The organism is Qipengyuania marincola, assembly GCF_029688625.1.
Taxonomy (GTDB): Bacteria; Pseudomonadota; Alphaproteobacteria; order Sphingomonadales; family Sphingomonadaceae; genus Qipengyuania.
Genome location: NZ_JARULC010000003.1, coordinates 89,000 through 113,325, shown reverse-complemented (window position 1 = coordinate 113,325; position 24,326 = coordinate 89,000). Strand labels below are relative to the sequence as shown.

Sequence of the window (24,326 nt, the reverse complement as noted above, 5' to 3'; positions counted from 1 at the left end):
ACAGGGACATGCACATCTTGAAGACATTCGTCACCGGCGCAGCGGCAGCGGCGGTTCTTTTCACTCCGATCACAGCCAGCGCCGCTTCGCCGCGCGAAGCCGAGCAAATTCGCAAGCTCGACATCATGCTGATGGTCACGTCCTTGCGGTGCCGCATGGGGTCGGACGATTTTCAGCCGCATTACCGCAAGTTTTCCGCCAAGCACCTGTCCACGCTGAACGGCGCCGCGAAGACGCTGGAAGGCGGCCTGGTCAAGCGACATGGTGCGAAAGGCGCAAAGCGTGCACTCGATCGTATCAGCGTCGGCATGGCGAACCAGTATGGCCAGGGCCATCCCTGGCTCGAATGCGCCCAGCTGAAGTCCATCACGCACAATCTGTCGCTGTCGAAGGATCCGGCGGACCTGACCATCGCGGCCGATGAGCTGCTGGCCGCGTCGCCGGTCAGCGGCGGCCGCTTCGCTTCGCGATAGGCCTCGGGGTCGTCCGGGCGCGGGCATTGCGCTCGTCCGGCGGAGGGGCTAGGGGCGGCGCCAACCAGGCGTCGCCCTTTTCGTGTGTGGCGCAGACTTCCCCCGAACTTGCCGAGGACTATCACGTGACCGCTTTTTCCGATTACGTCATCAAGGACATTGCGCTGGCCGACTATGGCCGTGCAGAAATCAACATCGCCGAAACCGAAATGCCGGGCCTCATGGCCCTGCGCCAGGAATATGGCGAGGAACAGCCGCTGAAGGGTGCGCGGATCACCGGATCGCTCCACATGACGATCCAGACCGCCGTGCTGATCGAGACCCTGGTCGCGCTGGGCGCCGAGGTGCGCTGGGCGACCTGCAACATTTTCTCGACGCAGGACCATGCCGCGGCGGCCATCGCGGCCCAGGACATTCCCGTGTTCGCGGTGAAGGGCGAAAGCCTGTCCGACTATTGGGATTATGTCGGCAAGATTTTCGACTGGTCGACCGACGATAACCCGGACCAGACCGCCAACCTCATCCTCGACGATGGCGGCGACGCGACCATGTTCGCGCTGTGGGGCGCGCGCATCGAGGCGGGCGACGAACTGCCCGAGCCGCAGAACGCCGAGGAAATCGAATTCCAGCGCGCGCTCAAGGCTTTTGTCAAGGCGAAGCCGGGCTACCTCAGCGCCTCGGTGAAGAATATCAAGGGCGTCTCGGAAGAAACCACTACCGGTGTCCACCGCCTCTACCACATCGCCAAGGGCGGCAAGCTGCCGTTCCCGGCGATCAACGTGAACGACAGCGTCACCAAGTCCAAGTTCGACAACCTCTATGGCTGTCGTGAGTCGCTGGTCGATGCCATTCGCCGCGCAACCGACGTCATGCTCTCAGGCAAGGTCGCGGTCGTCGCCGGCTTCGGTGATGTCGGCAAGGGCAGCGCCCAGTCGCTCCGCAATGGCGGCGCGCGCGTGCTGGTGACGGAAATCGACCCGATCTGCGCGCTTCAAGCGGCGATGGACGGTTTCGAGGTCGTGACCATGGAAGACGTCGTAGGCAAGGCGGACATCTTCGTGACCGCGACCGGCAACGAGCATGTCATCACCGCCGAACATATGAAAGCGATGAAGGACAAGGCGATCGTCTGCAACATCGGCCACTTCGACAGCGAGATCCAGATTTCGGCGCTCGACAATTACGAGTGGAACGAGCTCAAGCCGGGCACCGACGTGGTGAAGTTCCCCGACGACAAGGAAATCATCGTCCTCGGCAAGGGCCGCCTGGTCAATCTCGCCTGTGCTACCGGCCACCCTAGCTTCGTGATGAGCTTCAGCTTCACCAACCAGACGCTGGCGCAGATGGAACTGTGGAAGAATGCCGGCGACTACAAGAACGACGTCTATGTCCTGCCCAAGCGGCTGGACGAGAAGGTCGCCGCTCTGCATCTCGACAAGCTGGGTGTCCGCCTCACGGAGCTCAGCCAGAAGCAGGCGGATTACATCGGCGTGCCGGTCGAAGGGCCGTTCAAGCCCGAACACTATCGCTATTGATCGGTGATCCTTTGCGGGGAGTTGCAGTGCCGCGCCATTGCATCCCCGCAACAGGCGGCATAGCTGGCGGGTAATGGAATTCTCGCCTGCATTGCTTGCCATCATCGGCGTATTGCTCGCTTTCTGGACTGCCGCAGCGGTCTGGGTGATGCTGCGCGCGAGCGGGCGCGAACAGAAATTCGCCGCCGCACGCAAATCGGCTCTGCGCATGGCGCGCATGCTCGAGGAATCGCCCGCGGTTCCGCTGCTGGTTCGCGCAGACGGGCGAATCGAGGCACCGGACCGGCTGGCGCGGTGGCTGGGCCTTCCCAAGGTGCCGGATTTCCTCAGCGAGCTTTCCGACCAGCATGGCAACGGCCTCGCCGAAGAGCAGCTGGAAGAGCTGACCAGCAAGGTTCGTCGCACCCAGAAAACAGCCAAGCCGTTTCGTATCTCGCTGACCGTCCCGGGGTCGCAGCGGGCACTGACGTTGAACGGCACATTGGCAGATCCCTCCGTATCGCCCAACGGCGCCGCGCTCGTCTGGGTGTTCGATTACAGCGAAAGCCAGTCCGAGCTAAGCCAGCTGCGTGAGGAAGCGGCACGGGCACGCGACGATTTCGGTGCACTGGTCGGCCTGATCGAGGCTGCGCCCATGCCGATGTGGTTCCGCGGGTCCGACATGAAGCTGCGGCTCGTGAACCGTGCCTATGTCGAGGCGGTGGAAGCGGACAGCGCCGACGAAGTCGTGGCGGAACAGGTCGAACTTGTTGAAACCGTTGGCGGACGCACCGCGGCCCAGGTGGCGCAACAGGCGGCGGATCGGCGGCAGCCGATCGAGCGGATCGTGTCTGCGACCATCAACGAGGCCCGTCGCACGATCCGCGTGACCGATCTGCCGCTGTCGGGCGAGGGCATCGCCGGCTACGCGGTCGATATCGAGGAAATGGAAGAGCAGGCCCGCGAATTTCGCGCCTTCCGCGAAGCGCAGCGATCCATGCTCGACCAACTGTCGATCGGCGTCGCCCAGTTCGATGCGCGCCATCGGATGACCTTCGCCAACCAGCCCTTCCACCGTGTCTTCGCATTGCCGCCGGGCGTGGTGAACGATCGTACTACCTTCGAGCATATGCTGCTGATTGCGCGCGAGGCGGGCCGGATCCCCGAGGTTCGCGATTTCCCCTCGTGGCGCAACGAGCTGGTAGGCTGGTTCCGCCGCGACGAGCCGCACGAGGAAGCCTGGCCGCTGTCCGACAGCACCCATCTGCGCATTGTCGCGCAGCCATTGCCCGATGGCGGGTTGGTGGTCATCGCCGAGGATCGCACCGAACAGCTCGCCCTGTCGGCTACCCGAGATACCCTGTTGCGGACGCGCACGGCGACCTTCGACAGCCTGTTCGAAGCGCTGGCCGTATTCGCACCTGATGGCCATCTCGAACTGTGGAACCGCAGTTTTCCAGGCGCCTGGGGGCTCGACCCCGAAGTGCTTGAGGGCCATCCCCAGGCGGAGGACCTGCTCGCCGCGATCGCAAAGAACCTTGCCGATGCCGATGCCGTCAGCGTGGTCGGCAATATCATCCGGTCTGCCACGCTGGATCGCAAGAAGCGCACCGCGCGCGTCGAGCTCGCCGATGGCCGCACGCTCGACCTCGAAGGCGTCCCGTTGCCCGATGGCAACGGTTTGCTGACAGTGCTCGATGTCACTGCGTCGCAACAGGCGGAGGAAGCCCTGCGTGAACGCAACCGGGTGCTGGAAGAAGCCGATGCGGTGATGACCCGCTTCCTCGCCAATATGAGCTATGAATTCCGCACTCCGCTGACGTCGATCGGCGGGTTTGCCGAATTGTTGTCGAGTGGGATGGCGGGCGATTTGAGCCCGCAGGCGCTGGAATATGTACAGGCGATCTCGCTGTCGGTCGGCAAGCTGACCGAGCAGGTCGAGAACGTGCTCGACCTGTCGCAGAGCGAGGCGGGTCTGATGCCCCTCAACCTGTCGAAGGTCGAATTGCTGCCGTTCATCACGCAGATCGTCCGCAGCCGGGAAGAGCGCATCGTAAAGGGCGGCCTTACCCTCGATTTGAAAGGCGGCGCGGGCAAGGTCGTCGATGCTGATGCCCAGCAGTTGCGTCGTGCCATCGGAAACCTGCTCGACAATGCGATCAACGGCACGCCCGAAGGCGGGCGCATATTGGTCGAGATCGGCAAGGTGCGCGGGGAAACGAAAATCGTGATCTCGGACAACGGCAAGGGGATGAACCAGCACGAGCTTGCCCGTGCGCTTGAGGGAATTCGCATGGCAGCCGACGGCAAGGGGATCGAACGGCGCCACGGGCTCGGCATTCCGCTCGCGCGCCAGCTGATCGAAGCGCATGAGGGCCGGCTCGATATCCAGAGCCGGTCGGGCTCCGGGACCGTTGCGACGATCACGCTCCCGTGACCGTCGACCTGCCCGACCTCGCGGCCATGGATGCCTTCGGCGCACGCATCGCTGCCGCCTTGCAGGCGGGCGACGTCGTCGCCCTGTCCGGGGACCTTGGCACCGGAAAGACCACGCTCGCCCGGGCTATCATCGGTGCGCTTGGCCACACGGGCGAGGTTCCCTCACCGACCTATACGATCATCGAGACCTATGACGATGTTTCCCCGCCACTGGTTCACGCCGACTTCTACCGCCTTGAAGACCCGGCCGAAGTGAATGAACTGGGCCTGGAGGATTATCGCGCGGGCGCAGCGCTCATTGCGGAATGGCCGGATCACGCCGGCGGTTTCGCGCATGAGCCGGCTTGCCTCGCCATCACACTCAAAAAAGTGGGCGACGGGCGCGAAGCCGTTGTAACCGCGGGCGAGACTTGGCAAGGCCGCTGGCGATGAGCGCAACCCTGCCCGACGGCATACACGGATTTCTCGATAGCACCTCATGGGTGGGCGCTGAGATCGCGCCGCTCGCCGGTGATGCGAGTTTCCGGCGTTATTTCCGCCTCCGCCAAAATGGGCGGACAGCCATGCTGATGCACGCGCCGCCACCGCACGAAGATCCGGAGCCGTTCCTGCATGTCGCCCGATGGCTGGCGGATCACGACATGCGCGCTCCGGAAATCTACGCGCAGGATCGCCAGGCGGGATGGGTGCTGACAGAGGATTTCGGTGACCAGCGGATGCGCGAATGGATCGACGCGCATCCGGCCGACGAGACTGCCATCTATCAAACCGCGATCGACGCGCTGGTGGCCTTGCACAAGCTGCCGCCGGGGCCGTTCGACTCCTACGACATGTCGGTATATCGCCGCGAGGTTGACCTGTTCACCGAATGGTATTGCCCGGCAGCGGGGCTGGATGTCGACCTCGAAAGCTGGCGCGGCGCCTGGGACGAAGCGCTTGCTCCGCTGCTCGATCGTCAGGACCCGGGCGTAACCGTGCTGCGCGATTACCATGCCGAGAATATCATGTTGCTCGAGCCGGAAACCCGGCACGGCGCGCAGGGGCTGATCGACTTTCAGGACGCGCTGGTCGGGCATCCGGCCTATGACCTCGTCAGCCTGCTTCAGGATGCCCGGCGCGATGTCGGCCAGGATCTCGAAGCCGCGATGCTGGCGCGGTATCGTGACACCATCGGGCCGGATGAGAATTTCGAAGCCGATTACGCCCGTCTCGGGGCGCAGCGAAATGCCAAGATCGTCGGCATCTTCACGCGGTTGCACAGGCGTGACGGGAAGGCGCGGTATCTTTCGATGATCCCGCGGGTCTGGCGCGCCATGGAGCGTGACCTTGCCCATCCCGCCATGGCGCCTGTCGCGGCGTGGTTCGCGGCGAACGTCCCGCAGGAATTGCGCGATAGCGGCGGGGGCGAGCTGGACTGATGACCCTGGTTTCCGACACTGCGATGCTCATGGCCGCGGGTCTGGGCAAACGGATGCGTCCACTGACCGCCACCACGCCCAAGCCGCTCGTCCGCGTGGCCGGCAAGCCGCTGATCGACCGCGCGCTGGACCGGTTGCAGGATGCGGGGATCGAGAAAGCGCTGGTGAACGTGCACTACCTCGCCGACGCGATCGAGGCGCATATTGGGGGGCGTGCCGCACCGAAGATCAGCTTCTCCGACGAACGCGAGCAATTGCTCGAAACCGGGGGCGGCATGGTGAAGGCACGCGATGCCGGTCAGCTGCCCGACCCGTTCTTTGCCTGCAATGCCGACAGCATCTGGCTTGATGGGCCGCAGAACGCCTTCGTCGATCTGTCCCAGCGCTGGGATCCCGAGATCATGGACGCCCTGCTGCTGGTGGTCCCGCACGCGCGCGCGTTCAATTTTGACGGGACGGGCGATTTCTACATGGAAGGCAATGGTCGATTGTCGCGCAAGATTGCCGGGCGGATCGCGCCCTTTATCTACACCGGCATCCAGATCGTCTCGCACCGCCTGATGCGCGACGCGCCCGAGGGTAAATTTTCGACCAACATACTGTGGGATCGTGCGATCGGGGAAGGGCGCCTGTTCGGACTGGCCTTCACCGGCCAGTGGTACGAAGTCGGTACGCCGCAGCACATCCGCCCGACCGAGGAAGCGCTGAGGGGTGGCTGACCGCCCAGCGCCCAGCATTTATTCGATTGCCGCCCACCGCGGCTTCGCGGATGCGCTCGTTGCAGGTCTTGTCCCGCGATACGGCGACGAGACGTTTGGCCTGGCGCGGCTGACCTTGCTGCTGCCCAGCAGCCGCGCCCGACGCACGATCTCCGAGGCCTTCGTTCGTCTTGCAGGTGAAACCGGGCGATCCGGCCTGCTGATGCCGCGCATGGCGGTGATCGGCGATCTGGATCTTGACGAGACACTCGGAACGCTGCTCGATCCGCTGGGCGCAAGCGACATCCCGCCTGCTATCGATCCGCAGCGCCGATTGTTTCGCCTCACCCAGATCATCGAACAGGAAATGGGTGATGCAGCCCACGGCGGCGCGACCCTGTTGCGCCTTGCGCGGGAAATGGCTGCGACGATGGATCGCCTGCTGGTCGAGGAGGTCGGCCCCGAGGACTTGCTTGGCGACACCGTGCTCGACCTTTTCGGATCGCTTTCGGTGCATTGGCAGGCCAGCATCCGGCTGTTTGCCCGGGTCCAGATGCGATGGCTGGCGGAACTTGCAGAACACGGGATGCTCGATGCAGCGGCCCGTCGCAACCGCTTGTTCGATCATGCGAGCGCGATGTGGAAGGCGCAGCCGCCCGCAACGCCGATCGTCGCGGCGGGGGTCACCAGTGCGGCGCCCGCGCTTGCGCGTCTGCTCCGCACGATAGCATACCTGCCGCAAGGCGCGGTGATCCTGCCGGACTTCGACCTGACCATGCAGGAAGCGGTCTGGGAGGAATTGGGCAGAGCGGGAGCGGCACCCGAACCGGACCAGACGCCCTTTGCGGGCGAGGATGCCGTCACGCATCCGCAGTATCACCTCAAGCTCTTGCTCAATCGCATGGCGGTCCGCCGGGAGGAGGTGCGGCCATGGCATCGCAAGGGTGCCGCCGCCGCTCCGCCCGAGCGCAGCCACGCGATCGCTTCGCTGTTCCTGCCGCCCGAAGCGAGCAAGAGCTGGATCGACCTGCCTGCCGAGAAGCGGCGCTTGGCTGGCGTGCGCATTCTGACCACAGCGAACCCAGAAGAGGAGGCGCAGGCGATTGCCCTGCTGGTCCGAGAGGCGCTCGCAGAGCCGGAGAAGCGGGTCGCGGTTGTCACTCCGGATCGCGCGCTTGCCCGAAGAATCGTCCATCATCTCGCACGGTGGAACATCACCGCGGACGATTCCGCCGGCCGTCCGCTGTCGCAATCCGCGGCCGGACGGTTGCTTCTGCTGCTGGCAGAGGTTGTCGCCAAGGATGCGGCTCCGGTATCGCTGATGGCCTTGCTCGGCCATCCGCTGGTGCACGGCGAAATGGAACGTGGCGAATGGTTGCGCCAGCTGCGTCGGGTCGAGCGCGAATTGCGTGGTCCCCGAAAAGCTGGTGGTCTTGCAGTCGTGCGCGCGATCGCAACACGACTGGAGTCGCGGCAGCCGAAGGTCGGCGCGTGGTTCGCACAGGTCAATCGCATCCTGTCGCCCCTGCTCGATATGCCGGATCGGGTCGCGCTTGCCGACCTCTTCGACATTCTCGCAACGGCCGGAGAGCAGCTATGCGGCGAGGATTTGTGGGCACGTGAGGACGGGCGCATGCTGGCGCAATTCGTCGAGGAAATGCGCGCCAACGCTTGCGAGACCGCATTTGCCTTGTCACGGGACGAGGTCGATATCGCGCTGCGCGATGCGATGGAGCAGGTCGCAGTGCGGCCACCGTATGGCGGACATGCGCGGGTGCAGGTTCTCGGCCTTCTCGAAAGCCGGATGAACCGGGCGGACCTCGTCGTCTGCGCCGGCCTGAATGAAGGCACCTGGCCGCAGCGGGGAACGGTCGATGCCCTGCTTGCGCCGCCGCTGCTACGGTCGCTGGGCGTACCGGGAGGCGACTTCCGGATCGGCTTGTCCGCCCATGACCTTGCGGGCGCACTCGGGGCACCCGAAGTGGTGCTGAGCCGGGCCGAACGCGACGAAAGTGGCCCTGCCATCCCATCGCGTTTTCTGCTGCGTGTCGAGGCCTTGCTGGGTAGCATGGCGGAAAACCATAGAGATGAACGGACCGCTGCCTTGGCTCGCGCCATGAGCAGGGCCGCCCCGGTGGAGCCCCATCCGCGACCGGCACCGCAACCTTCAAGCGAACAGCGAAACGTCGACATTTCCGCGACGGCGCTAGACCGGCTGCTGGGGGACCCATACCAGTTCTATGCCGGAAAGATCCTCCAGCTGTCCGACCTCGATGCGCTGGATGCGGAGCCGGGACCGCTGTGGCAGGGCAACGCCGCGCATCTGATCCTGCAGCGCTGGCACGAGGCGCGCGATGTCGATCCCGATGCAAAGCTTGCCCCGATTATGGCGGCCGTGCTCGAAGAGGAAGGCGTCGATGCGCTGACCCGCGGCCTGTGGCAACCGCGGCTCGAAGCGGCGCTCAAGTGGATCGAGGCGACGGTCGACGCCGCGCCCGACCGGGCTGTGCTTGCAGTCGAGAAGCAGGGCGCAATGCGGTTCGACGGAGTGCGCGTGCATGGCCGCGCGGACAGGATCGACCGCCTGGCCGATGGCGGCCTCGCCATTGTCGACTACAAGACTGGCAGCCCCCCAAGCGCGGCGATGGTTGAGCAGGGCTTCGCGCTGCAGCTCGGCATTCTCGGTTTGATCGCGGAGCGCGACGGGTTCGAAGGGATTGTGGGTGAACCGGAAGCCTATGAATACTGGTCACTGGCCAAGGCCAAGAGCGATGAAAATCCCTTCAGCTTCGGATACGTCGACGTACCGCTGAAGATCGGCAACAGGCGCAGCGGAGTGGAGCCGGAGGAGTTCCTGCCGCTCACAGCCCAGAAACTGTCGCTTGCGATCTCGCGGTACATCAAGGGCGACGCGCCATTCCTTGCGCGCGAGAATCCCGATTATCCGGCCTATGACACGTTCGACCAGCTGATGCGCCTGGAGGAATGGATCGCCACGCAGGATGGCGAGGGTGCCGCATGAGCGGGAAAGTGTACCCCCTGCAAGGCAAGCAACGGCCTGCGGTCGAGCCGAAGGATAGTGTCTGGCTTTCCGCCAGTGCCGGGACCGGCAAGACCCAGGTGCTGTCGGCGCGCGTCCTGCGCCTTCTGCTGGAGCCCGGCGCAGACCCCTCGCAGATCCTGTGCCTGACTTTCACCAAAGCTGGTGCGGCGGAAATGGCGGTTCGCGTCAATTCGGTGCTCGCGCGCTGGGTCCGGATGGACGAGGCAGAGCTTGCTACCGAACTCGGTTTCCTCGGCGCGCCCGGCGATCCCGAGACCCGGTCACGTGCCCGCGCCCTGTTCGCGCGCGTGCTCGATTGCCCTGGCGGCGGCCTCCGCATCGATACCATCCATGCTTTCGCGCAATATCTCCTCGCGGCCTTTCCAGGTGAGGCGGGACTCCTGCCGGGAGCGCGGCCGATGGAGGACCGCGAACGCGATCTGCTGAGCCGGGAAGTGCTGCACCAGCTGCTGGAAAGCGGCGACCCACGCATTCTCGATGCCGTTGGCGAGATGAGCCGTCGCAAGGGGCCCGACGCGGTGCGCAGCTGGCTGATGCGCTGCGCGAGGCACATGGATTTGTGGGAAGGACCCACTGCCTGGCTTTCACCCATGGCGAATCGGGTACGCCAGCTTCTCGGCATGCCGTCCGACGCCGACGAGATATGGGTTGCCGAGGCGTGCAGCGACGAGCGGTTTCCTGTCGAGGCCATGCTGGCCTGCAGCCGTATCAATGCGGAATGGGGCACCAAGATCGGGCTCGGCAATGCCGGTTTCGCAGCGTCATGGCTTGCCGGCAGCCCTCAGCAGCGCCTGGCTGCCATCGATGGTTTCTTCGGAACACTCGTGACCAAGAAGGGCGAGCCGAGCCGCCTCGCTAATCTGGAGAAGATCGATCCCTCCTACCCGTCGCACATCGGCAGTGTCATCGATGGTGTGAAGACGGCCACCGAACGCCGCGCCCTGCTCGACCTTGCTGAATTCCTCGCCCCGCAACTGGAAGCCGGGCGCGCCTTTGCGCTCGCATGGCAGACGGCGAAGCAACGTGAGGGGCTGGTCGATTTCGACGATCTCATCGCCCGCGCCGCGCAGCTGCTTTCCGACAGCGAGATGGCCGCTTGGGTGCGGTACAAGCTCGATCGCAGTTTCGATCATATCCTCGTCGACGAGGCGCAGGACACCAATCAGGCGCAGTGGGACATCATCAAGGCGCTGGCCGACGATTTCTTTTCGGGCGAGGGCGCGCGCGGCAATGCGGTGCGCACGATCTTCACGGTCGGCGATTACAAGCAGGCGATTTTCGGTTTTCAGGGCACGAGCCCGGAGAATTTCCGCGACGCACGAAACTGGTTCCGCGATCGGATGGACGCAACGGCTGCGGCAGCGGAAGCACTCAGGGGCGGACCGCGACCGCGTCGGCTTGAGGAATACGGCCTCGAGCGAAGCTATCGCACCAATGCCGTGGTACTGGATTTCGTCGACCGGGCGATCGATGCGATCGGGCATGACGGCCTCGGCCTAGACAAGCGCGACGAGCGCCACGCCGGGAGCGACGAGCCGGGCCTTGTCACCCTCTGGAAGGAAATCCGCGTCGCCGAGGGTGAGGACGAGAGCGACAGCGAGGGAAAGGGCTGGCTCGCGCGTCACGATCGCCTGCTCGCCGACCGGATAGCCCGGCAGATCAAGCGCTGGCTCGACACCGACGGAGCTGGCTTCACCCTGTCCAAGGGCCAGTCCCCACGCCGGGCTGGAGCGGGCGACATCATGATCCTGGTGCAGAAGCGGCGCGAGCTGGCATCGCTAATCGTCGCCCGTCTGTATCGCTACGGTGTTCCGGTTGCCGGAGTGGACCGCTTGCGGCTCGGCAATCCACTGGCGGTCAAGGACCTGATGGCGGCAATCCGCTTCGCCGCGCAGCCGCTGGATGACCTGACGCTCGCAGCACTGCTGGTCTCGCCACTGTTTGGTTGGTCGCAGGACGATCTGCTCGCTCATGGTTACCGGGACAAGGGTACGCGTCTGTGGGAGCACCTGCGCAAGGGCGATGCTCCGTTGGTTGCCGAAACCGTAGAAAACCTGCGCGAAATACTGCGCCGCGCGGATTACGACAGCCCCCAGCAATTGTTGCACTGGATGCTCGTCGGTCCGCTGGATGGCCGCCGCCGGCTGGTCGCGCGGCTCGGCCGCGAGGCGAACGATCCGATCGACGAATTGCTCAACGCGGCCAATGCTTATGCCAGCACGCATGTCGCCAGCCTGCAAGGTTTCATCCGCTGGTTCGATGCCGGCGATGGCGAGCTGAAGCGTGAGGCGGGCGAGGGCGGTGACCAGGTCCGCGTGATGACCGTGCACGGCTCCAAGGGATTGCAGGCCCCCATCGTCATCCTGGCCGATGCCGCGATCAGGCCGGATGGCGCGGGAGATTTGACCCTGGCCGAGCCGGTCATCGGCACGCAGCCGACACGCGAGGTTCCCTTACCCTCTCTGACGAAGGACGAGAAAGTCGGACCGGTTGCGCTTGCCGAGATGCGCGAAACGGCGAAGGCGATGGAGGAGCACTGGCGGCTTCTCTACGTCGCCATGACGCGCGCCGAGGAAGCTCTCTTCATCGGCGGTTCTCTCGGGCCGCGCGATGCGCGGAACGGCCCGCACCCCGATAGCTGGTATGCACGTCTTGCGGCGCTCTTCGATGCCGATGACGGACTCGAGGACGAGATCTGGGGCGCACGATGGGAGATCGGCGCGCTGGCGCCATCCGTGCCCGCCGCACCGCAATCCGATAGCCAAGCGATACCCGACTTGCCGAAATGGGCGGCAACGCCGGTTGGCCCGGAGCCACGCCCGCCGCGCCCGCTCGCACCCTCGGGTCTGGGCGAAATCGAGGGCAGCGATCCCCCGCTTCCGCCCGCGCATGCCGTGGAAGCAGCACGCCGTGGTACGCTGATCCACGCGCTGCTCGAACGCCTGCCGGAGGTGCCGGTCGACGCCCGCGAGGAAAAGGCGCGCGAGTGGCTGGCGAGGCAGGCGCACGACCTGGACGAGGACGCGCGAGAGGACATCCTGGCAAGCGCGCTCGCGGTTCTCGACGATCCACGGTTCGCAACAGTGTTCGGCCCGACCGCCCTGGCTGAAATCCCGCTCGCGGCGACGGTGGAGGGCCAGGTAGTCCTGGGCACGGCAGACCGCTTGCTGATTTCCGAGGACCGGATTGTCGTGGTCGACTTCAAGACTGCGCGCCGCCCGCCCGCATCGCTCGACACGGTTCCCGAAGCGACGATGCGGCAGATGGCTGCCTATGTCGCTGCGCTCGAGATTATCTATCCGGACCGCACGGTGGAAGCGGCCGTGCTCTACACCCAGACCCCGCAGCTGATCGCCTTGCCGACCGATCGATTGGCAGCTTTCAAGGGCGCATTTGCCGCTCGGGAGGAAAGCTTTGCCCCGCCGCCCGTTGAGTAATCTGCGGATTGTTCCCACATAGAACCCAGACGCGAAACAGCAGGAGATTCCCCATGGCCACCACCGCCGTAACCGATGCCAGCTTCAAGACAGATGTCCTCGAAAGCGACAAGCCTGTGCTGGTCGATTTCTGGGCTGACTGGTGCGGCCCCTGCAAGATGATCGCACCTGCGCTTGAGGAATTGAGCGAGGAAATGGGCGACCAGGTCAAGATAGCCAAGATGGACATCATGGAGAACCCCGAGGTGCCGGGCGGCATGGGCGTCCAGTCGATTCCCTACCTCGTCCTGTTCAAGAATGGCGAGGCGACAGCCCACATGCGCGGCGCGGCGCCGAAAGGCCAGCTCAAGCAATGGCTTGAAGGCGAGCTTTAATCCAGTTTCGCATAGAGTTCGGCGAGCTCGTCCCACAGGGCCGGGCTCGCCGCACCGATGAGGCCAAGGCGGTCCCACTCGTCGACCCGGTAGGGTGAGCCGTCGGGTCGGGCGACCTTGCCGCCTGCCTCGTTCAGCCATAGCACGCCTGCCGCATGGTCCCATGCCAGCGTGCGCTCGAAAATCGAGGCGTCGTTCACGCCAAGCGCAAGACGCGGATATTGTTCGGCTGCGCAGTACGGAATGTCCGTCAGCTCGTAACGCGGCGCGATATGCGTTTTGACCGCCTCGCGGCGAGCCTCCTCCATGAAGACAAGTGAAATCGCGGCCACCGGCGGCGTGGATCCTGTCGCACGAGCCGTGAGCCTCTCCTCGTCGATAAAAGCCCCGCGCCCCTTAGCGGCAACGCATAACCGGCGAGTGAGACAATCGTAAATCCATCCTGTGTGCGCCTCGCCCCCTGACGCCATCGCAATGAGAATACCGAAGGGCGGCTTGCCCGAGGCAAAGTTGCGCGTGCCGTCCAGCGGGTCGACAATCCAGCAATCGCCCTTCAGGCGATCGAGCACGGAGGGATCGTCATGCGCAGCCTCTTCTCCGACGATGGGTAATCCGGGGACGATACTCGCTAGCCCCTCAGCCAGCATTTCTTCGGATTTGTGATCCGCGATTGTAACCACATCGTCGGCAGCCTTCGCGTGCACTTCATGGCTCGAAAGCGAGCGGTAGTGTGGGAGGATCGCTTCTTCGCTGACCTTTCGCAGCAAGGCCCCGACCTCGGAATGAACGGCTGTCACATCGCTCATGCGCAGACTCTCACGAACGGTAGTCCGCGTTGATCGAGATGTAGCCATGCGTCAGATCGCATGTCCATACCGTCGCTCGGCCGCTGCCGACGCCGAGGTCGACATCGATCCTGATGTCCTCGCCCGCGAGATGCTTCGCCACCGGAGCCTCGTCGTAATCGGGGAGGGGCTGTCCGTCCTTGGCCGCCCATACCCCGCCAAACCCGATCGACAATTTGTCGCGGTGAGCCGGTTCGCCCGCCTTGCCCACGGCCATGACGACACGCCCCCAATTGGCGTCACCTCCGGCGATGGCGGTCTTCACCAGTGGCGAATTGGCAATGGCGAGGCCGACGCGGCGGGCGCTGGCATCGCTTTCGGCACCGGAAACCCCAATTTCGATAAACTTTTGCGCGCCTTCTCCGTCCCGCACGACGAGCTGGGCGAGCTCGCGGCACGTGTCGAGCAAGGCAGCATAGAACGCATCCGCGCCCTCGCTGTCCCACGAGGTTAGGGGCGTGTTTCCGGCCTTGCCTGTTGCGAACAGCAGGACTGTGTCGCTGGTCGACGTATCCCCATCGACCGTGATGCAGGAGAAGGTCGCTTCGTTGGCCTTGCTCAACATTTCCTGCAGGAAAGCCGGCTCCACCGCTGCATCGGTAAAGATATAGCCAAGCATGGTCGCCATGTCGGGCGCGATCATGCCGCTACCCTTGATGAAGCCAGCCAGTTTGATGCGTGTTTCGCCCAGCAAGGCTGAGGCGCCCGCGCCCTTGGTGAAAGTGTCCGTCGTGCCGATTGCCGTGGCCGCTTCTTCCCAGCTGCAGGGATCGGCAACCAGCGCTGCTTCGATCCCTGCCTTCGCCTTGTCCGTGGGGAGCGGAACGCCGATCACGCCGGTGGAGCAGACGAATACTTCGCTCGGCTCGCACTCCAGCGCGCTCGCGACCTGCGCCATGATCGCCTCGACCGCCTCGCGCCCGCGATAGCCCGTAAAGGCGTTAGAATTGCCGGCATTCACCACCAGTGCCCGCGCAGTTCCGAGTTTCGCCTGCTCGCGGCCCAACTCGACCTCGCTCGAGGCGCAGGCGCTTTTCGTAAACACGCCCGCTACCGCGGTCCCCTTGGCAAGCTCTGCCAAGGTCAGGTCGCAGCGGTCCCAGTTCTTGTAACGAGCCCGCGCCACGCGAAGCGTCACGCCCTCGATCGGGGGCATTTCCGGGAATGGTCGGGCGAGCGGGGAGCGGACGAGTTCCATGCCTCGGCCCCTAAAACGCGCAATAGCGCTCGGCAATGCTTGTGCGGCCCGGGGGGGGCTGTAAATCATTGCCGCAGGGCATCGGGCTTTGCCATAAGGCGCGGTGTCAGCCACGCAGCGCTTGCGATCGGGTCGAAATGAAATCAGCGCATAAAATGGTCGTGCTCTGCGCGGTCGTCGGGGCGGCGATGTACCTCATGTTTCTCGCCTATTCGTCCTCGACCGCCTATGATGGCGGGGAATATAGTCTGGAGATGCAGCCGCCCTTGATGGACGGTCCGCGCGGCGCCGTGCCCGCGACGGCTCCGCAAAGCTGGGTGCTGCCCAAAGACTATCCGCGCGTCGCGCTCGATGGCGGAATTACTGGCAAGACGCGTTTTACCGTCTCCGTCTCGCCATTCGGCGAGGTGGACGAATGCACCATCACCAGGCCGAGCGGGTATCCTGAACTGGATAATCGTGTGTGCAGTGCCATCTCGACGCGGGCGAAGTTCCACCCGGCACTGGATGCCGATGACCGCCCGACCGAGGGGACCTATTCCAATACCGTGGTCTGGACACTGGATTAGACGTCAGCAAATACTGGACGCTTGGGGGCGGAGAGCCTATCTGATCGGTGCGATGCTTCGCCGTCTGATCACCCTGCTTGCCATTCTGACCGGCCTTACGGCGGTTGGCGCACCTGCGCATGCGGGCATGACCGTTGGTCTCGACGCGACGCTGGAACTGAGCCAGCAGGCCGAGCAACTCGGTCAGGGCGAGGCGGCCTTGTGCGTCCAGCGCCAGCAAGCGCCACGTGCCGTGCGCGGCAAATCTCGGACATGTCGCCGCGCACTCGCCATCCGGGTCGTCATTCCGACCGTCATGCTGGGTCCCGATCGCGCGCTGGAATAGCTGCTTCCGCTGCTGACATTCCGACCTGCGCATCGTGATGCGCGGGTGCAATCGCCAATTTTCAAGACCAATTTATCAAGGGGCACCCCTTCCAGATGTTGAACTCCGTGATGAAGGCCGTGTTCGGCTCGTCCAACGACCGTTACGTCAAGTCGCTCGGCAAGATCGTCGACAAGATCAATGCACTCGAGCCGCAGTTGCAGGCGCTTTCCGACGAAGAGCTGGCCGCGCAGACGGACAAGTTTCGCGCCCAGCTTGCCGACGGCAAGACGTTGGACGATATCCTTCCCGAAGCCTTCGCCACCGTGCGCGAAGCCTCGGTTCGCGTACTCGGCATGCGCCATTTCGACGTCCAGATGGTGGGCGGCATCGTGCTGCATCGTGGCGAGATCGCCGAAATGCGCACGGGTGAGGGCAAGACGCTGGTCGCGACACTGGCGACCTATCTCAACGCCATCGAAGGCAAGGGCGTCCACGTCGTCACGGTGAACGACTATCTGGCCAGGCGCGACGCCGAGTGGATGGGCCGCCTGCACAAGTTCCTTGGCCTGACCATCGGCGTGATCGTGCCGAACCTCAACGAGTTCGAGCGCCGCGAGGCCTACAACGCCGATATCACCTACTCGACCAATAACGAGCTTGGCTTCGATTATCTGCGCGACAACATGAAGCATGAGCGCAGCCAAATGGTGCAGCGCCCCTTCAACTTCGCGGTGATCGACGAGGTCGACTCGATCCTGATCGACGAAGCCCGTACCCCGCTGATCATTTCCGGCCCGACCGAGGACAAGTCCGACCTCTACATTTCGATCGATGAGGTGGTGAAGACCTTCCCGGAGGACTGGTTCGAGAAGGACGAGAAGCAGCGCAATATCCAGCTGACCGAGGAAGGCACCGAGGAAGTCGAGAAACTCCTGATCGAGAAGGGTTTGCTCGAAACCGAAAACCTTTACGACGTCGAGAACACGCAGGTCGTCCACCACCTCGACCAGGCGCTGCGTGCGGTGCATATGTTCAAGAAGGACACCGACTATATCGTCAAGGACGACAAGGTCGTGATCATCGATGAATTTACCGGGCGCATGATGGACGGCCGCCGCTGGTCGAACGGCCTGCACCAGGCGGTCGAGGCCAAGGAAGGCGTCAAGATCGAGCCGGAGAACCAGACGCTCGCCTCGATCACTTTCCAGAACTATTTCCGCATGTACCCCAAGCTGTCGGGCATGACCGGCACCGCCGCTACCGAAGCCGCGGAATTCTGGGACATCTACAAGATGAACGTGGTCGAGATCCCGACCAACGTTCCCGTCCAGCGCATCGACGAGGAGGACGAGTTCTACAAGAACACGCAGGACAAGTTCCGCGCCATCGCCCGCGCGATCCGCGAGAAGAACGAGATCGGGCAGCCGGTGCTGGTCGGCACCGTCTCGATCGAGAAGTCCGAAATGCTCAGCGAATTCCTGCGACAGGAAGGCGTGGAACACGAAATCCTCAATGCCCGCCAGCATGAACGAGAGGCGCATATTGTGGCGCAGGCTGGCCGGATCGGCGCAGTGACCATCGCCACCAACATGGCCGGTCGCGGGACCGACATTCAGCTGGGCGGCAACGTCGATTTCCGGATCGGCGACGAGCTTGGCGACATGCCCGAGGGTCCTGAAAAGGACGCCGCCATCGCGCGCATCAAGGAAGAGGTCGCCGAGGAAAAGGCTCGCGTGCTCGAAGCCGGCGGCCTGTTCGTCCTTGGCACTGAGCGGCACGAAAGCCGCCGGATCGACAATCAGCTGCGCGGTCGTTCTGGCCGGCAGGGCGACCCCGGGCTCAGCCGCTTCTACCTGTGTCTCGAAGACGATCTGCTGCGCATTTTCGGGCCGGACACGCTGTTCAGCCGGATGATGAACGCCAACCTAGAGGACGGTGAGGCGATCGGTTCGAAATGGCTCTCCAAGGCCATCGAAACCGCGCAGAAAAAGGTCGAGGCGCGCAACTACGAGATCCGCAAGCAGGTCGTGCAGTATGACGATGTGATGAATGACCAGCGCAAGGTCATTTATGAACAGCGCGCGGAGATCATGGATAGCGAGGCAGTCGACGATGTGGTCGTCGATATGCGCCATGATGCGATCAATTCGATGGTCGCCAGTGCCTGCCCGCCCGGCTCCTATCCGGAGCAATGGGACGTCGCGACGCTGAAGGAACGCGCCCAGGAAGTGCTCGGAATGGATTTCCCGCTCGAAGACTGGCTCGAAGAGGAACAGGTCGAACCGGAAATCATCGAGGAGCGCATCCGCGAAGCTGCCGATCAGGCGATGGACAGCAAGCTGGCCGCAGGCGATGCGGCCATGTGGCGGCGGATCGAGAAGAGCGTATTGCTGCAGGAACTCGACAGCGAGTGGAAAGACCACCTCGCCACGCTCGATGCCCTGCGCCAGGTGGTTGGCCTGCGCGCCCATGCGCAAAAGCAACCGCTCAACGAGTACAAGCAGGAAGCCTTCCAGCTGTTCGAGACGATGCTCGAGAAGCTGCGCGAGACCGTGACGAACAAGTTGCTGCGCATCGAAATGCGCGAACCCGAGCCACTTCCGCCGATCGACCTGCCTGAACTGCCGGATTTCCTGACCGGACACATCGACCCGCTGACGGGCCTCGACGATTCCGAGGATGGCGACGGGTCGGAAGATCGCAAGGCGCTGTTCGGCGCGCTTGCGGGCAGCCCACGTGCCGCCGTCGGTCCGGGCGGTTCGGTCAGCGAAAATCCCTATGCCGGAATGGATATCAGTCGCAACGCGCCTTGTCCTTGTGGTTCGGGCAACAAGTACAAGCACTGCCACGGAGCGATCGGCTCCGGGGCTCGGGCCTGATCTGGCAAAGCCCCGCAGTCAGGCGCTGCGGGGCTTCCTGACCATCGGCACCAGAGGCGGACTGTCCGGCTCGGGATAGATCGGCTCTCCGAGCTGTTCGAAGCCGCACGACCGATAGAAGCCCTCGTTCGCCACATTGGAGTTCTCGAGATAGGCGGCGGTGCCGGTCCTGTCACAGGCATCGAGTACAGGCTGGATGAGCCGGCGGCCAAGACCCCTGCCTCGCGCAGACTGCCTGACACCGATGCTGAAGAGATAGGCGTGTTCAAAGGTCGGATGCCGCGCCTCCATGGCCTTGCCGGTCAGAATACCGCGTTTCACCGCATCGCGTCCTGACTTGAACAGGGTCGGGAGAGCGAACGCGAGATAGTCGAGGCGGGAAAAGCTGCCGTCACCTCCTGGCATCATCCACATACACGCGCCATCGTCACCCGCAGTGTAGCAGTAGCCGCGTCGCGAATAGATGCGGCGCGCCTGAAGGTGAAACAGGTGCTCGATGCCGGCGAAATTGCCGAACAGCCATGCGTTGAAGGGGTCGTCGCGAAACGCGTCGGCCGTGACGGAGCCGAGGCGCAGTGCATTGCGCGGGCCAGCGCGCTCCAGACGCGGTCCAAGGTCGATGTCGCTTTCGTTCATGAATTGCCCCCAAGATGCGTAGCCGACTAGCCCGAGGCCGACCGGCGGTCTAGGCCCAAGCCATGCCAGCGCTTGTCGCCGCCTTTTTCTTCATCGCAGTGTTTTACGCCAGTGTGGGTTTTGGCGGCGGTTCGACCTACACCGCTCTGCTGGCGCTATCGGGTATAGACTATCGCATCCTCCCGCTGCTGGCCTTGGCGTGCAACATCGTCGTGGTGACGGGTGGTACCGTGCGCTTTGCCCGAGCGGGCCTTGTGCCATGGAAGGGAGCGCTGTCGCTCACCGTGCTGGCCGCGCCAGCCGCATTTGTCGGTGGTCTCCTGCCGATTGCTGAGCGGCAGTTCCTGATCCTGCTCGGCCTGTCGCTTATGGTCGCGGGGGCGCTGCTGTTCCTCCCGACGGCCAAGGAGGACACAGGGCCGACCCGCCTGTCCAGGCTCATACCCGTGGCGGCAGTCCCGCTCGGGTTTCTGGCGGGCATGGTCGGCATCGGTGGGGGTATTTTCCTTGCGCCGCTGCTGCACCTCACCCGCTGGAACGCGGCGCGCCAGATTGCGGCCACGGCGAGCCTGTTCATCCTGGTCAATTCGATTGCCGGTCTGTTGGGCCAGCTGCTGAAGGGCGGAGAAACGCGCTTGGTCACAGCGGTCGAAACCGGGCTGCCATTGTTGATCGCAGTTGCGATCGGCGGCCAGATCGGCAGCCTGCTGGCGGTCAGATACCTGCCGTTGCGCTGGATCCGGATCGGGACGGGGGCCCTGACACTCTATGTCGGCGCGCGCCTGATGCACTCATTGTAAGGAAAGTGGCTCCCCGAGTTGGATTCGAACCAACGACCAAGTGATTAACAGTTCTATGGTCGGACCGTCCGTCGTTTTCCTACTCGTTCCGCTATTGCTAAAATCCTACGTTTTCCGATAAGGTTACCTGCGTAGCTGTTCCTGCCCGTTCCTGCATTCGGCGTTCGGGTGATAGCTGGGAAGGTGTCTAGTAATCACATGGCTAATAAGAGGATCACGAAGGCGGCGGTCGATGGCGCTAATGCCGGCGAGAAAGATGCCTATCTGTGGGACGACCGGGTGAGCGGCTTCGGCCTCAAGATCACGCCGACCGGAAGCAAAAGCTACGTCTATCAGTACCGCATGGGTGGCCGCGGATCGAAAGTTCGTCGATACACAATCGGGAAGCATGGGAAGTTCACGCCTGACCAGGCGCGGAAGATCGCAGAGCAGCTGGCAGCAAAGGTTGCTCAGGGCGAGGATCCGCAATCCTTGAAGATGCAGGGCAGGGAGGAAGCGCGCACACTTGCCTTTGATGCCTATTGTCAGCGCTTTCACGACGAATACCTGCGTCACAATTGGAAGAGCACGCACAGTGAGGCTCTGGCCGCGCTCGAGCGACACGCTGTACCGGAACTGAAAGACAAGCCGCTCACCCAGATCACGAAGAAGGACATCGGGGACGTGCTGCGCCCGCTAAAGGCTATGCCTGCGACCGAGAAGAACACATTCGCGACCCTGCGGAAGCTCTTCAACTGGGCGGTCAACGAAGGGGATGTCGAGGTAAGCCCGATTGCTGGAATGAAGGCGCCCGCCGGCCCGATCGAGCGCGATCGCGTGCTGAGCGACGAAGAGCTCAAGCTTGTATGGCAGGCGACGTTCAAGCTGGGGTACCCGTACGGGCCCTATATTCGAAGCCTGATCCTGACCGGACAGCGATTGGGCGAAACCGGGAGAGTGGCTTGGTCCGCACTTAATCGTGGGGATGGCATGTGGACGCTGAAGGGGGTGCAGACGAAAAATGGGAAGCCGCATACGGTCCCGCTAGTCGGTCTCATGCTCGAGGAACTCGACCAGATTGCCGAAGAGCAGCACGGGAAGGATGAAGCAGAGTGGCCGAAACGCGGACCGGTATTCACCACTACAGGCGACAAGCCGATCAACGGGTTCTCCAAGATCAAGGCGCGTCTCGACAAGTTCGTCGATGAACTCAACCAGGCACAAGATGAGCCGATCGTCATCGACCACTGGACATTTCACGATCTTCGCAGGACCCTCGCGACAGGCATGCAGCGCCTCGATGTACGGTTCGAAGTGACCGAAGCGATTCTCAATCACGTCGGCGCTTCCAAGTCAGGGGTTGCTGGCGTCTACCAGCGCCATGAATGGAAGACCGAAAAGATCGCAGCTCTGTCCGCATGGTCGGCGCATATCGCTGCGCTGGTCTCGGGCGAGGGCGAGGACGACAACGTGGTGCCTTTGCGCCGCGCATGAGCTGGTGACGCGGCTAGGGTAGCTCCCGAACGGCGGAACCGCACCGCCTGTCGCGTCACCTTCTAAATGCGGTCGCCAGCGGAGGCGAATGTGAGTGACGTTTTAATCAGAACCGAGAGGGCGATTGAGCTTCTGACGCCGAAGTATGGCGAGAACTTGGACCGAATGAATGGAAGCGTCATATCGGCGCTAGTGGTAGGTGGGTTCCGGTGTATCGCCCGCTTTGCTCTTTTCCAGAAAGACGAGCCGAAGACCGTCCGCAACTGGTCGGTGCCTGTCGAGGTCTGGGCTCTGGGCGGCACGCTGTCGCTAAAGGACGATCGGTTTACCGTTTCGACTGATCTGAACGCAGAGAATTGGTCGTCAGAGGACCGGCACGTCCAATCTCGGCAAGGTGGATTTGCCGGAGAGCGTCAGCCGTATCTGGATCGCGGGAGACAATGACCCTGCCGGCCAGAATGCGGCGAACCGGGCAGCCGATCGATATTCGGGTCTGGGTCTCTCGGTGAAGACCGTCTTTCCGGATCCTCGCTTCAAAGATTTCAACGAACAACTCCAGAAAGGAGGCCGCGCATGAGCGTGTCCCCTCTTCATACCAGCTTCGAGAAAGCTGAAGACCGCACCGTCTGGTCCGCACCGGACAAATCCATCCTCGATGCCGGACGCCGGCCCCCGGTGCCGATGCCAGCCGGTCTCTTCGGGGACGCTTGGCCGATGCTTCAGGACTTCGCTGCAGGCACGTCCACCCCGATTGATTACTCGGGTATCAGCTTTCTTGCATGCGCCGCCAGCCTCGTCGGTGGGAAGCGAAAGGTGCGCCCATTCGATACGGCCGCATGGAGTGAGCCGTGCATCCTCTGGTTCGGGGCCGTCGGAGATCCCAGCTCTCGCAAGTCGCCGTCCCTCGACTCGATTTCCGATCCGATGCGTGCAATCGAGCAAGACCATGCCGATTCGCATAAGGAGGACTTGCACGCCTATGAAGGCGCGCGCGAGTGGGCGAAGGCCAGCCGCGCGGAATGGGAGAAGGAGGTTAAGGCCGCGGTAAAGGATGGGCGGGAACCCCCGCCGATGCCCGAGCAAGCAGCGGAGCCAGAGAAACCCGGTAGGCGGCGGCCAATCGTCATGGACGCCACGCCCGAAGCACTTGGCGCAATCCTCGCCGCAAACCCGATGGGAACGCTGCACTTCCGGGACGAGCTCGCGGGATGGCTGACCAGCTTTGATCGCTATGCGGAAGGCGGACGTGCGTTCTGGCTGGAAGCCTACGGCGGGCGCCCGTTCGTTATCGACCGCAAGAACCTCGCTGGACCGCTTTCCATCCCGTTCAATGGCGTCTCGGTCCTTGGAGGCATCCAGCCGGCCAAACTGGCCGATGCATTGCTCAACGGGCCGGACGACGGCCTTGTGGCCCGTTTCCTCTGGGCCTGGCCGGAGAAGCAAGGCTTCGCTCGCCCGACGAGACCAGCCGACCCAGGAAAGCTCGAGCACATCTATCGCCGCCTCGACAGTCTCGGCTGGGCCGTCGACGCTGATGGCAAGGCTGCGCCAGTCGTTCTGCCTCTGACCGCCCAGGCCGCCGATCTCTTCGAAGCATGGGCAAAGGAGAACGCGGAACTCGATAGCGATGCCAGTGCGCTCTTCAAGTCGTTCGTTGGCAAGATGGACGGTGCAGTCCTGCGCCTGTCGCTGGTCGCGGAATTGATCAGCTGGGCAATTAACGGCGGATCGGAGCCGCGCGAAGTCTCGGCGCGCTCTGTGGCTGCAGCAGCCGAATGGGTGGAAGACTATGCGAAGCCGATGGCGTTGCGGGTCTATGGTGATGCTGCTCTGCCTCGCTCGGAACGCAACGCTGCTGTCCTTGCCCGTTACATTCTCAAGACGGGGATGAAGACCATCAACAAGCGCGAACTCAAGCGGTCGCCACACAAGTCCGCCCTTCCGGACATGCGGAAGGCTGAGGCCTTGGATGCGGCCATTGAGCACCTTGGTCTGATCGATCGACTGGGCGAGGTCCGACGCATCGATATGCACGGGGATCGGGCCGAATGGATATCGTGGGGGGTGCCGGATCGTTACCGGCGTGGAAGCATGCCGAAGATGCAGCCATTCTGGGACGGACTAGGTGAACCGGACCATCTGTTCTGGACGCGGTCTTGACCAACGCGCCGGGTGCTGCCTCTAATGCAAGGCACGTATCGG

The 24,326-nt window shown here is 63.5% G+C and carries 19 protein-coding genes; 16 read left to right on the top strand and 3 right to left on the bottom strand.

Annotated features, from left to right (window positions below):
• Window positions 1–8 precede the first annotated feature (8 nt).
• From P8Q88_RS10330 to trxA, 9 genes are all read left to right on the top strand, one after another.
• Window positions 9–473 (top strand): S-adenosyl-L-homocysteine hydrolase, encoded by a 465-nt coding sequence (locus tag P8Q88_RS10330; RefSeq protein WP_278323755.1) that lies wholly within the window; start codon window positions 9–11, stop codon window positions 471–473.
• A 125-nt stretch (window positions 474–598) separates the two neighbouring features.
• Window positions 599–2,008: an adenosylhomocysteinase gene (gene ahcY, locus P8Q88_RS10325; protein ID WP_278324478.1), complete on the top strand. Its 1,410-nt coding sequence runs from the start codon at window positions 599–601 to the stop codon at window positions 2,006–2,008.
• Between the two features lie 73 nt (window positions 2,009–2,081).
• The gene (locus P8Q88_RS10320) at window positions 2,082–4,424 is read left to right on the top strand and encodes a sensor histidine kinase (RefSeq protein ID WP_278323754.1); all 2,343 of its coding nucleotides are present in this window, start codon (window positions 2,082–2,084) and stop codon (window positions 4,422–4,424) included.
• Complete coding sequence (gene tsaE, locus P8Q88_RS10315) at window positions 4,421–4,858, top strand: tRNA (adenosine(37)-N6)-threonylcarbamoyltransferase complex ATPase subunit type 1 TsaE (RefSeq protein WP_278323753.1); 438 nt, start codon at window positions 4,421–4,423, stop codon at window positions 4,856–4,858. Before P8Q88_RS10320 ends, tsaE begins: the two co-directional genes overlap by 4 nt.
• Window positions 4,855–5,844, top strand: coding sequence for an aminoglycoside phosphotransferase family protein (locus tag P8Q88_RS10310; protein WP_278323752.1), 990 nt, complete (start codon window positions 4,855–4,857; stop codon window positions 5,842–5,844). The genes tsaE and P8Q88_RS10310 overlap by 4 nt, the downstream gene beginning before the upstream one ends.
• Window positions 5,844–6,563: a nucleotidyltransferase family protein gene (locus P8Q88_RS10305; RefSeq protein WP_278323751.1), complete on the top strand. Its 720-nt coding sequence runs from the start codon at window positions 5,844–5,846 to the stop codon at window positions 6,561–6,563. Before P8Q88_RS10310 ends, P8Q88_RS10305 begins: the two co-directional genes overlap by 1 nt.
• A complete protein-coding gene (addB, locus tag P8Q88_RS10300; RefSeq protein WP_278323750.1) occupies window positions 6,556–9,564 on the top strand; it encodes a double-strand break repair protein AddB in 3,009 nt (1,002 codons plus the stop codon). Before P8Q88_RS10305 ends, addB begins: the two co-directional genes overlap by 8 nt.
• Window positions 9,561–13,043, top strand: coding sequence for a double-strand break repair helicase AddA (addA, locus tag P8Q88_RS10295; protein WP_278323749.1), 3,483 nt, complete (start codon window positions 9,561–9,563; stop codon window positions 13,041–13,043). The genes addB and addA overlap by 4 nt, the downstream gene beginning before the upstream one ends.
• Window positions 13,044–13,096: 53 nt before the next feature.
• Complete coding sequence (trxA, locus tag P8Q88_RS10290) at window positions 13,097–13,417, top strand: thioredoxin (protein ID WP_278323748.1); 321 nt, start codon at window positions 13,097–13,099, stop codon at window positions 13,415–13,417.
• Here the strand turns inward: trxA and P8Q88_RS10285 are convergent.
• Window positions 13,414–14,223, bottom strand: a complete 810-nt coding sequence (locus P8Q88_RS10285; protein WP_278323747.1) for an inositol monophosphatase family protein — start codon at window positions 14,221–14,223, stop codon at window positions 13,414–13,416. The two genes, trxA and P8Q88_RS10285, sit on opposite strands and share 4 nt — an antisense overlap.
• Window positions 14,224–14,233: 10 nt before the next feature.
• Window positions 14,234–15,460, bottom strand: a complete 1,227-nt coding sequence (gene argJ, locus P8Q88_RS10280; RefSeq protein ID WP_278323746.1) for a bifunctional glutamate N-acetyltransferase/amino-acid acetyltransferase ArgJ — start codon at window positions 15,458–15,460, stop codon at window positions 14,234–14,236.
• A gap of 137 nt (window positions 15,461–15,597) precedes the next feature.
• Between argJ and P8Q88_RS10275 the strand changes: the two genes are divergently transcribed.
• The 3 genes from P8Q88_RS10275 to secA all read left to right on the top strand — a co-directional run bounded on the left by P8Q88_RS10275 (window position 15,598) and on the right by secA (window position 19,215).
• Entirely contained in the window at window positions 15,598–16,029 is a 432-nt protein-coding gene (locus tag P8Q88_RS10275) for an energy transducer TonB (protein WP_278323745.1), read from the top strand.
• 52 nt (window positions 16,030–16,081) lie between these two features.
• Window positions 16,082–16,354, top strand: a complete 273-nt coding sequence (locus P8Q88_RS10270) for a hypothetical protein (protein WP_278323744.1) — start codon at window positions 16,082–16,084, stop codon at window positions 16,352–16,354.
• A gap of 95 nt (window positions 16,355–16,449) precedes the next feature.
• Window positions 16,450–19,215 (top strand): preprotein translocase subunit SecA, encoded by a 2,766-nt coding sequence (gene secA / locus P8Q88_RS10265; RefSeq protein ID WP_278323743.1) that lies wholly within the window; start codon window positions 16,450–16,452, stop codon window positions 19,213–19,215.
• An 18-nt stretch (window positions 19,216–19,233) separates the two neighbouring features.
• Here secA and P8Q88_RS10260 read toward each other — a convergent pair whose 3' ends face one another.
• Window positions 19,234–19,851, bottom strand: a complete 618-nt coding sequence (locus P8Q88_RS10260) for a GNAT family N-acetyltransferase (protein ID WP_278323742.1) — start codon at window positions 19,849–19,851, stop codon at window positions 19,234–19,236.
• Between the two features lie 62 nt (window positions 19,852–19,913).
• Between P8Q88_RS10260 and P8Q88_RS10255 the strand changes: the two genes are divergently transcribed.
• The 4 genes from P8Q88_RS10255 (at window position 19,914) to P8Q88_RS10245 (ending at window position 24,284) form a co-directional block, all read left to right on the top strand.
• Window positions 19,914–20,651 (top strand): sulfite exporter TauE/SafE family protein, encoded by a 738-nt coding sequence (locus P8Q88_RS10255; RefSeq protein ID WP_278323741.1) that lies wholly within the window; start codon window positions 19,914–19,916, stop codon window positions 20,649–20,651.
• 198 nt (window positions 20,652–20,849) lie between these two features.
• Window positions 20,850–22,124, top strand: coding sequence for a tyrosine-type recombinase/integrase (locus P8Q88_RS10250; protein WP_278323740.1), 1,275 nt, complete (start codon window positions 20,850–20,852; stop codon window positions 22,122–22,124).
• A 355-nt stretch (window positions 22,125–22,479) separates the two neighbouring features.
• Window positions 22,480–22,701, top strand: a complete 222-nt coding sequence (locus P8Q88_RS15075; RefSeq protein ID WP_446532567.1) for a toprim domain-containing protein — start codon at window positions 22,480–22,482, stop codon at window positions 22,699–22,701.
• A complete protein-coding gene (locus P8Q88_RS10245; RefSeq protein WP_278323739.1) occupies window positions 22,698–24,284 on the top strand; it encodes a DUF3987 domain-containing protein in 1,587 nt (528 codons plus the stop codon). The genes P8Q88_RS15075 and P8Q88_RS10245 overlap by 4 nt, the downstream gene beginning before the upstream one ends.
• Window positions 24,285–24,326 lie beyond the last annotated feature (42 nt).

Bases quoted from the DNA above. Each gene is read 5' to 3' on its own strand.
- P8Q88_RS10330 (WP_278323755.1), top strand. From the start codon at position 9: ATGCACATCTTGAAGACATTCGTCACCGGCGCAGCGGCAGCGGCGGTT.
- P8Q88_RS10320 (WP_278323754.1), top strand. From the start codon at position 2,082: ATGGAATTCTCGCCTGCATTGCTTGCCATCATCGGCGTATTGCTCGCT.
- P8Q88_RS10310 (WP_278323752.1), top strand. From the start codon at position 4,855: ATGAGCGCAACCCTGCCCGACGGCATACACGGATTTCTCGATAGCACC.
- P8Q88_RS10305 (WP_278323751.1), top strand. From the start codon at position 5,844: ATGACCCTGGTTTCCGACACTGCGATGCTCATGGCCGCGGGTCTGGGC.
- addA (WP_278323749.1), top strand. From the start codon at position 9,561: ATGAGCGGGAAAGTGTACCCCCTGCAAGGCAAGCAACGGCCTGCGGTC.
- trxA (WP_278323748.1), top strand. From the start codon at position 13,097: ATGGCCACCACCGCCGTAACCGATGCCAGCTTCAAGACAGATGTCCTC.
- P8Q88_RS10285 (WP_278323747.1), bottom strand. From the start codon at position 14,223: ATGAGCGATGTGACAGCCGTTCATTCCGAGGTCGGGGCCTTGCTGCGA.
- argJ (WP_278323746.1), bottom strand. From the start codon at position 15,460: ATGGAACTCGTCCGCTCCCCGCTCGCCCGACCATTCCCGGAAATGCCC.
- P8Q88_RS10275 (WP_278323745.1), top strand. From the start codon at position 15,598: ATGAAATCAGCGCATAAAATGGTCGTGCTCTGCGCGGTCGTCGGGGCG.
- P8Q88_RS10270 (WP_278323744.1), top strand. From the start codon at position 16,082: ATGCTTCGCCGTCTGATCACCCTGCTTGCCATTCTGACCGGCCTTACG.
- secA (WP_278323743.1), top strand. From the start codon at position 16,450: ATGTTGAACTCCGTGATGAAGGCCGTGTTCGGCTCGTCCAACGACCGT.
- P8Q88_RS10260 (WP_278323742.1), bottom strand. From the start codon at position 19,851: ATGAACGAAAGCGACATCGACCTTGGACCGCGTCTGGAGCGCGCTGGC.
- P8Q88_RS10255 (WP_278323741.1), top strand. From the start codon at position 19,914: ATGCCAGCGCTTGTCGCCGCCTTTTTCTTCATCGCAGTGTTTTACGCC.
- P8Q88_RS10250 (WP_278323740.1), top strand. From the start codon at position 20,850: ATGGCTAATAAGAGGATCACGAAGGCGGCGGTCGATGGCGCTAATGCC.
- P8Q88_RS10245 (WP_278323739.1), top strand. From the start codon at position 22,698: ATGAGCGTGTCCCCTCTTCATACCAGCTTCGAGAAAGCTGAAGACCGC.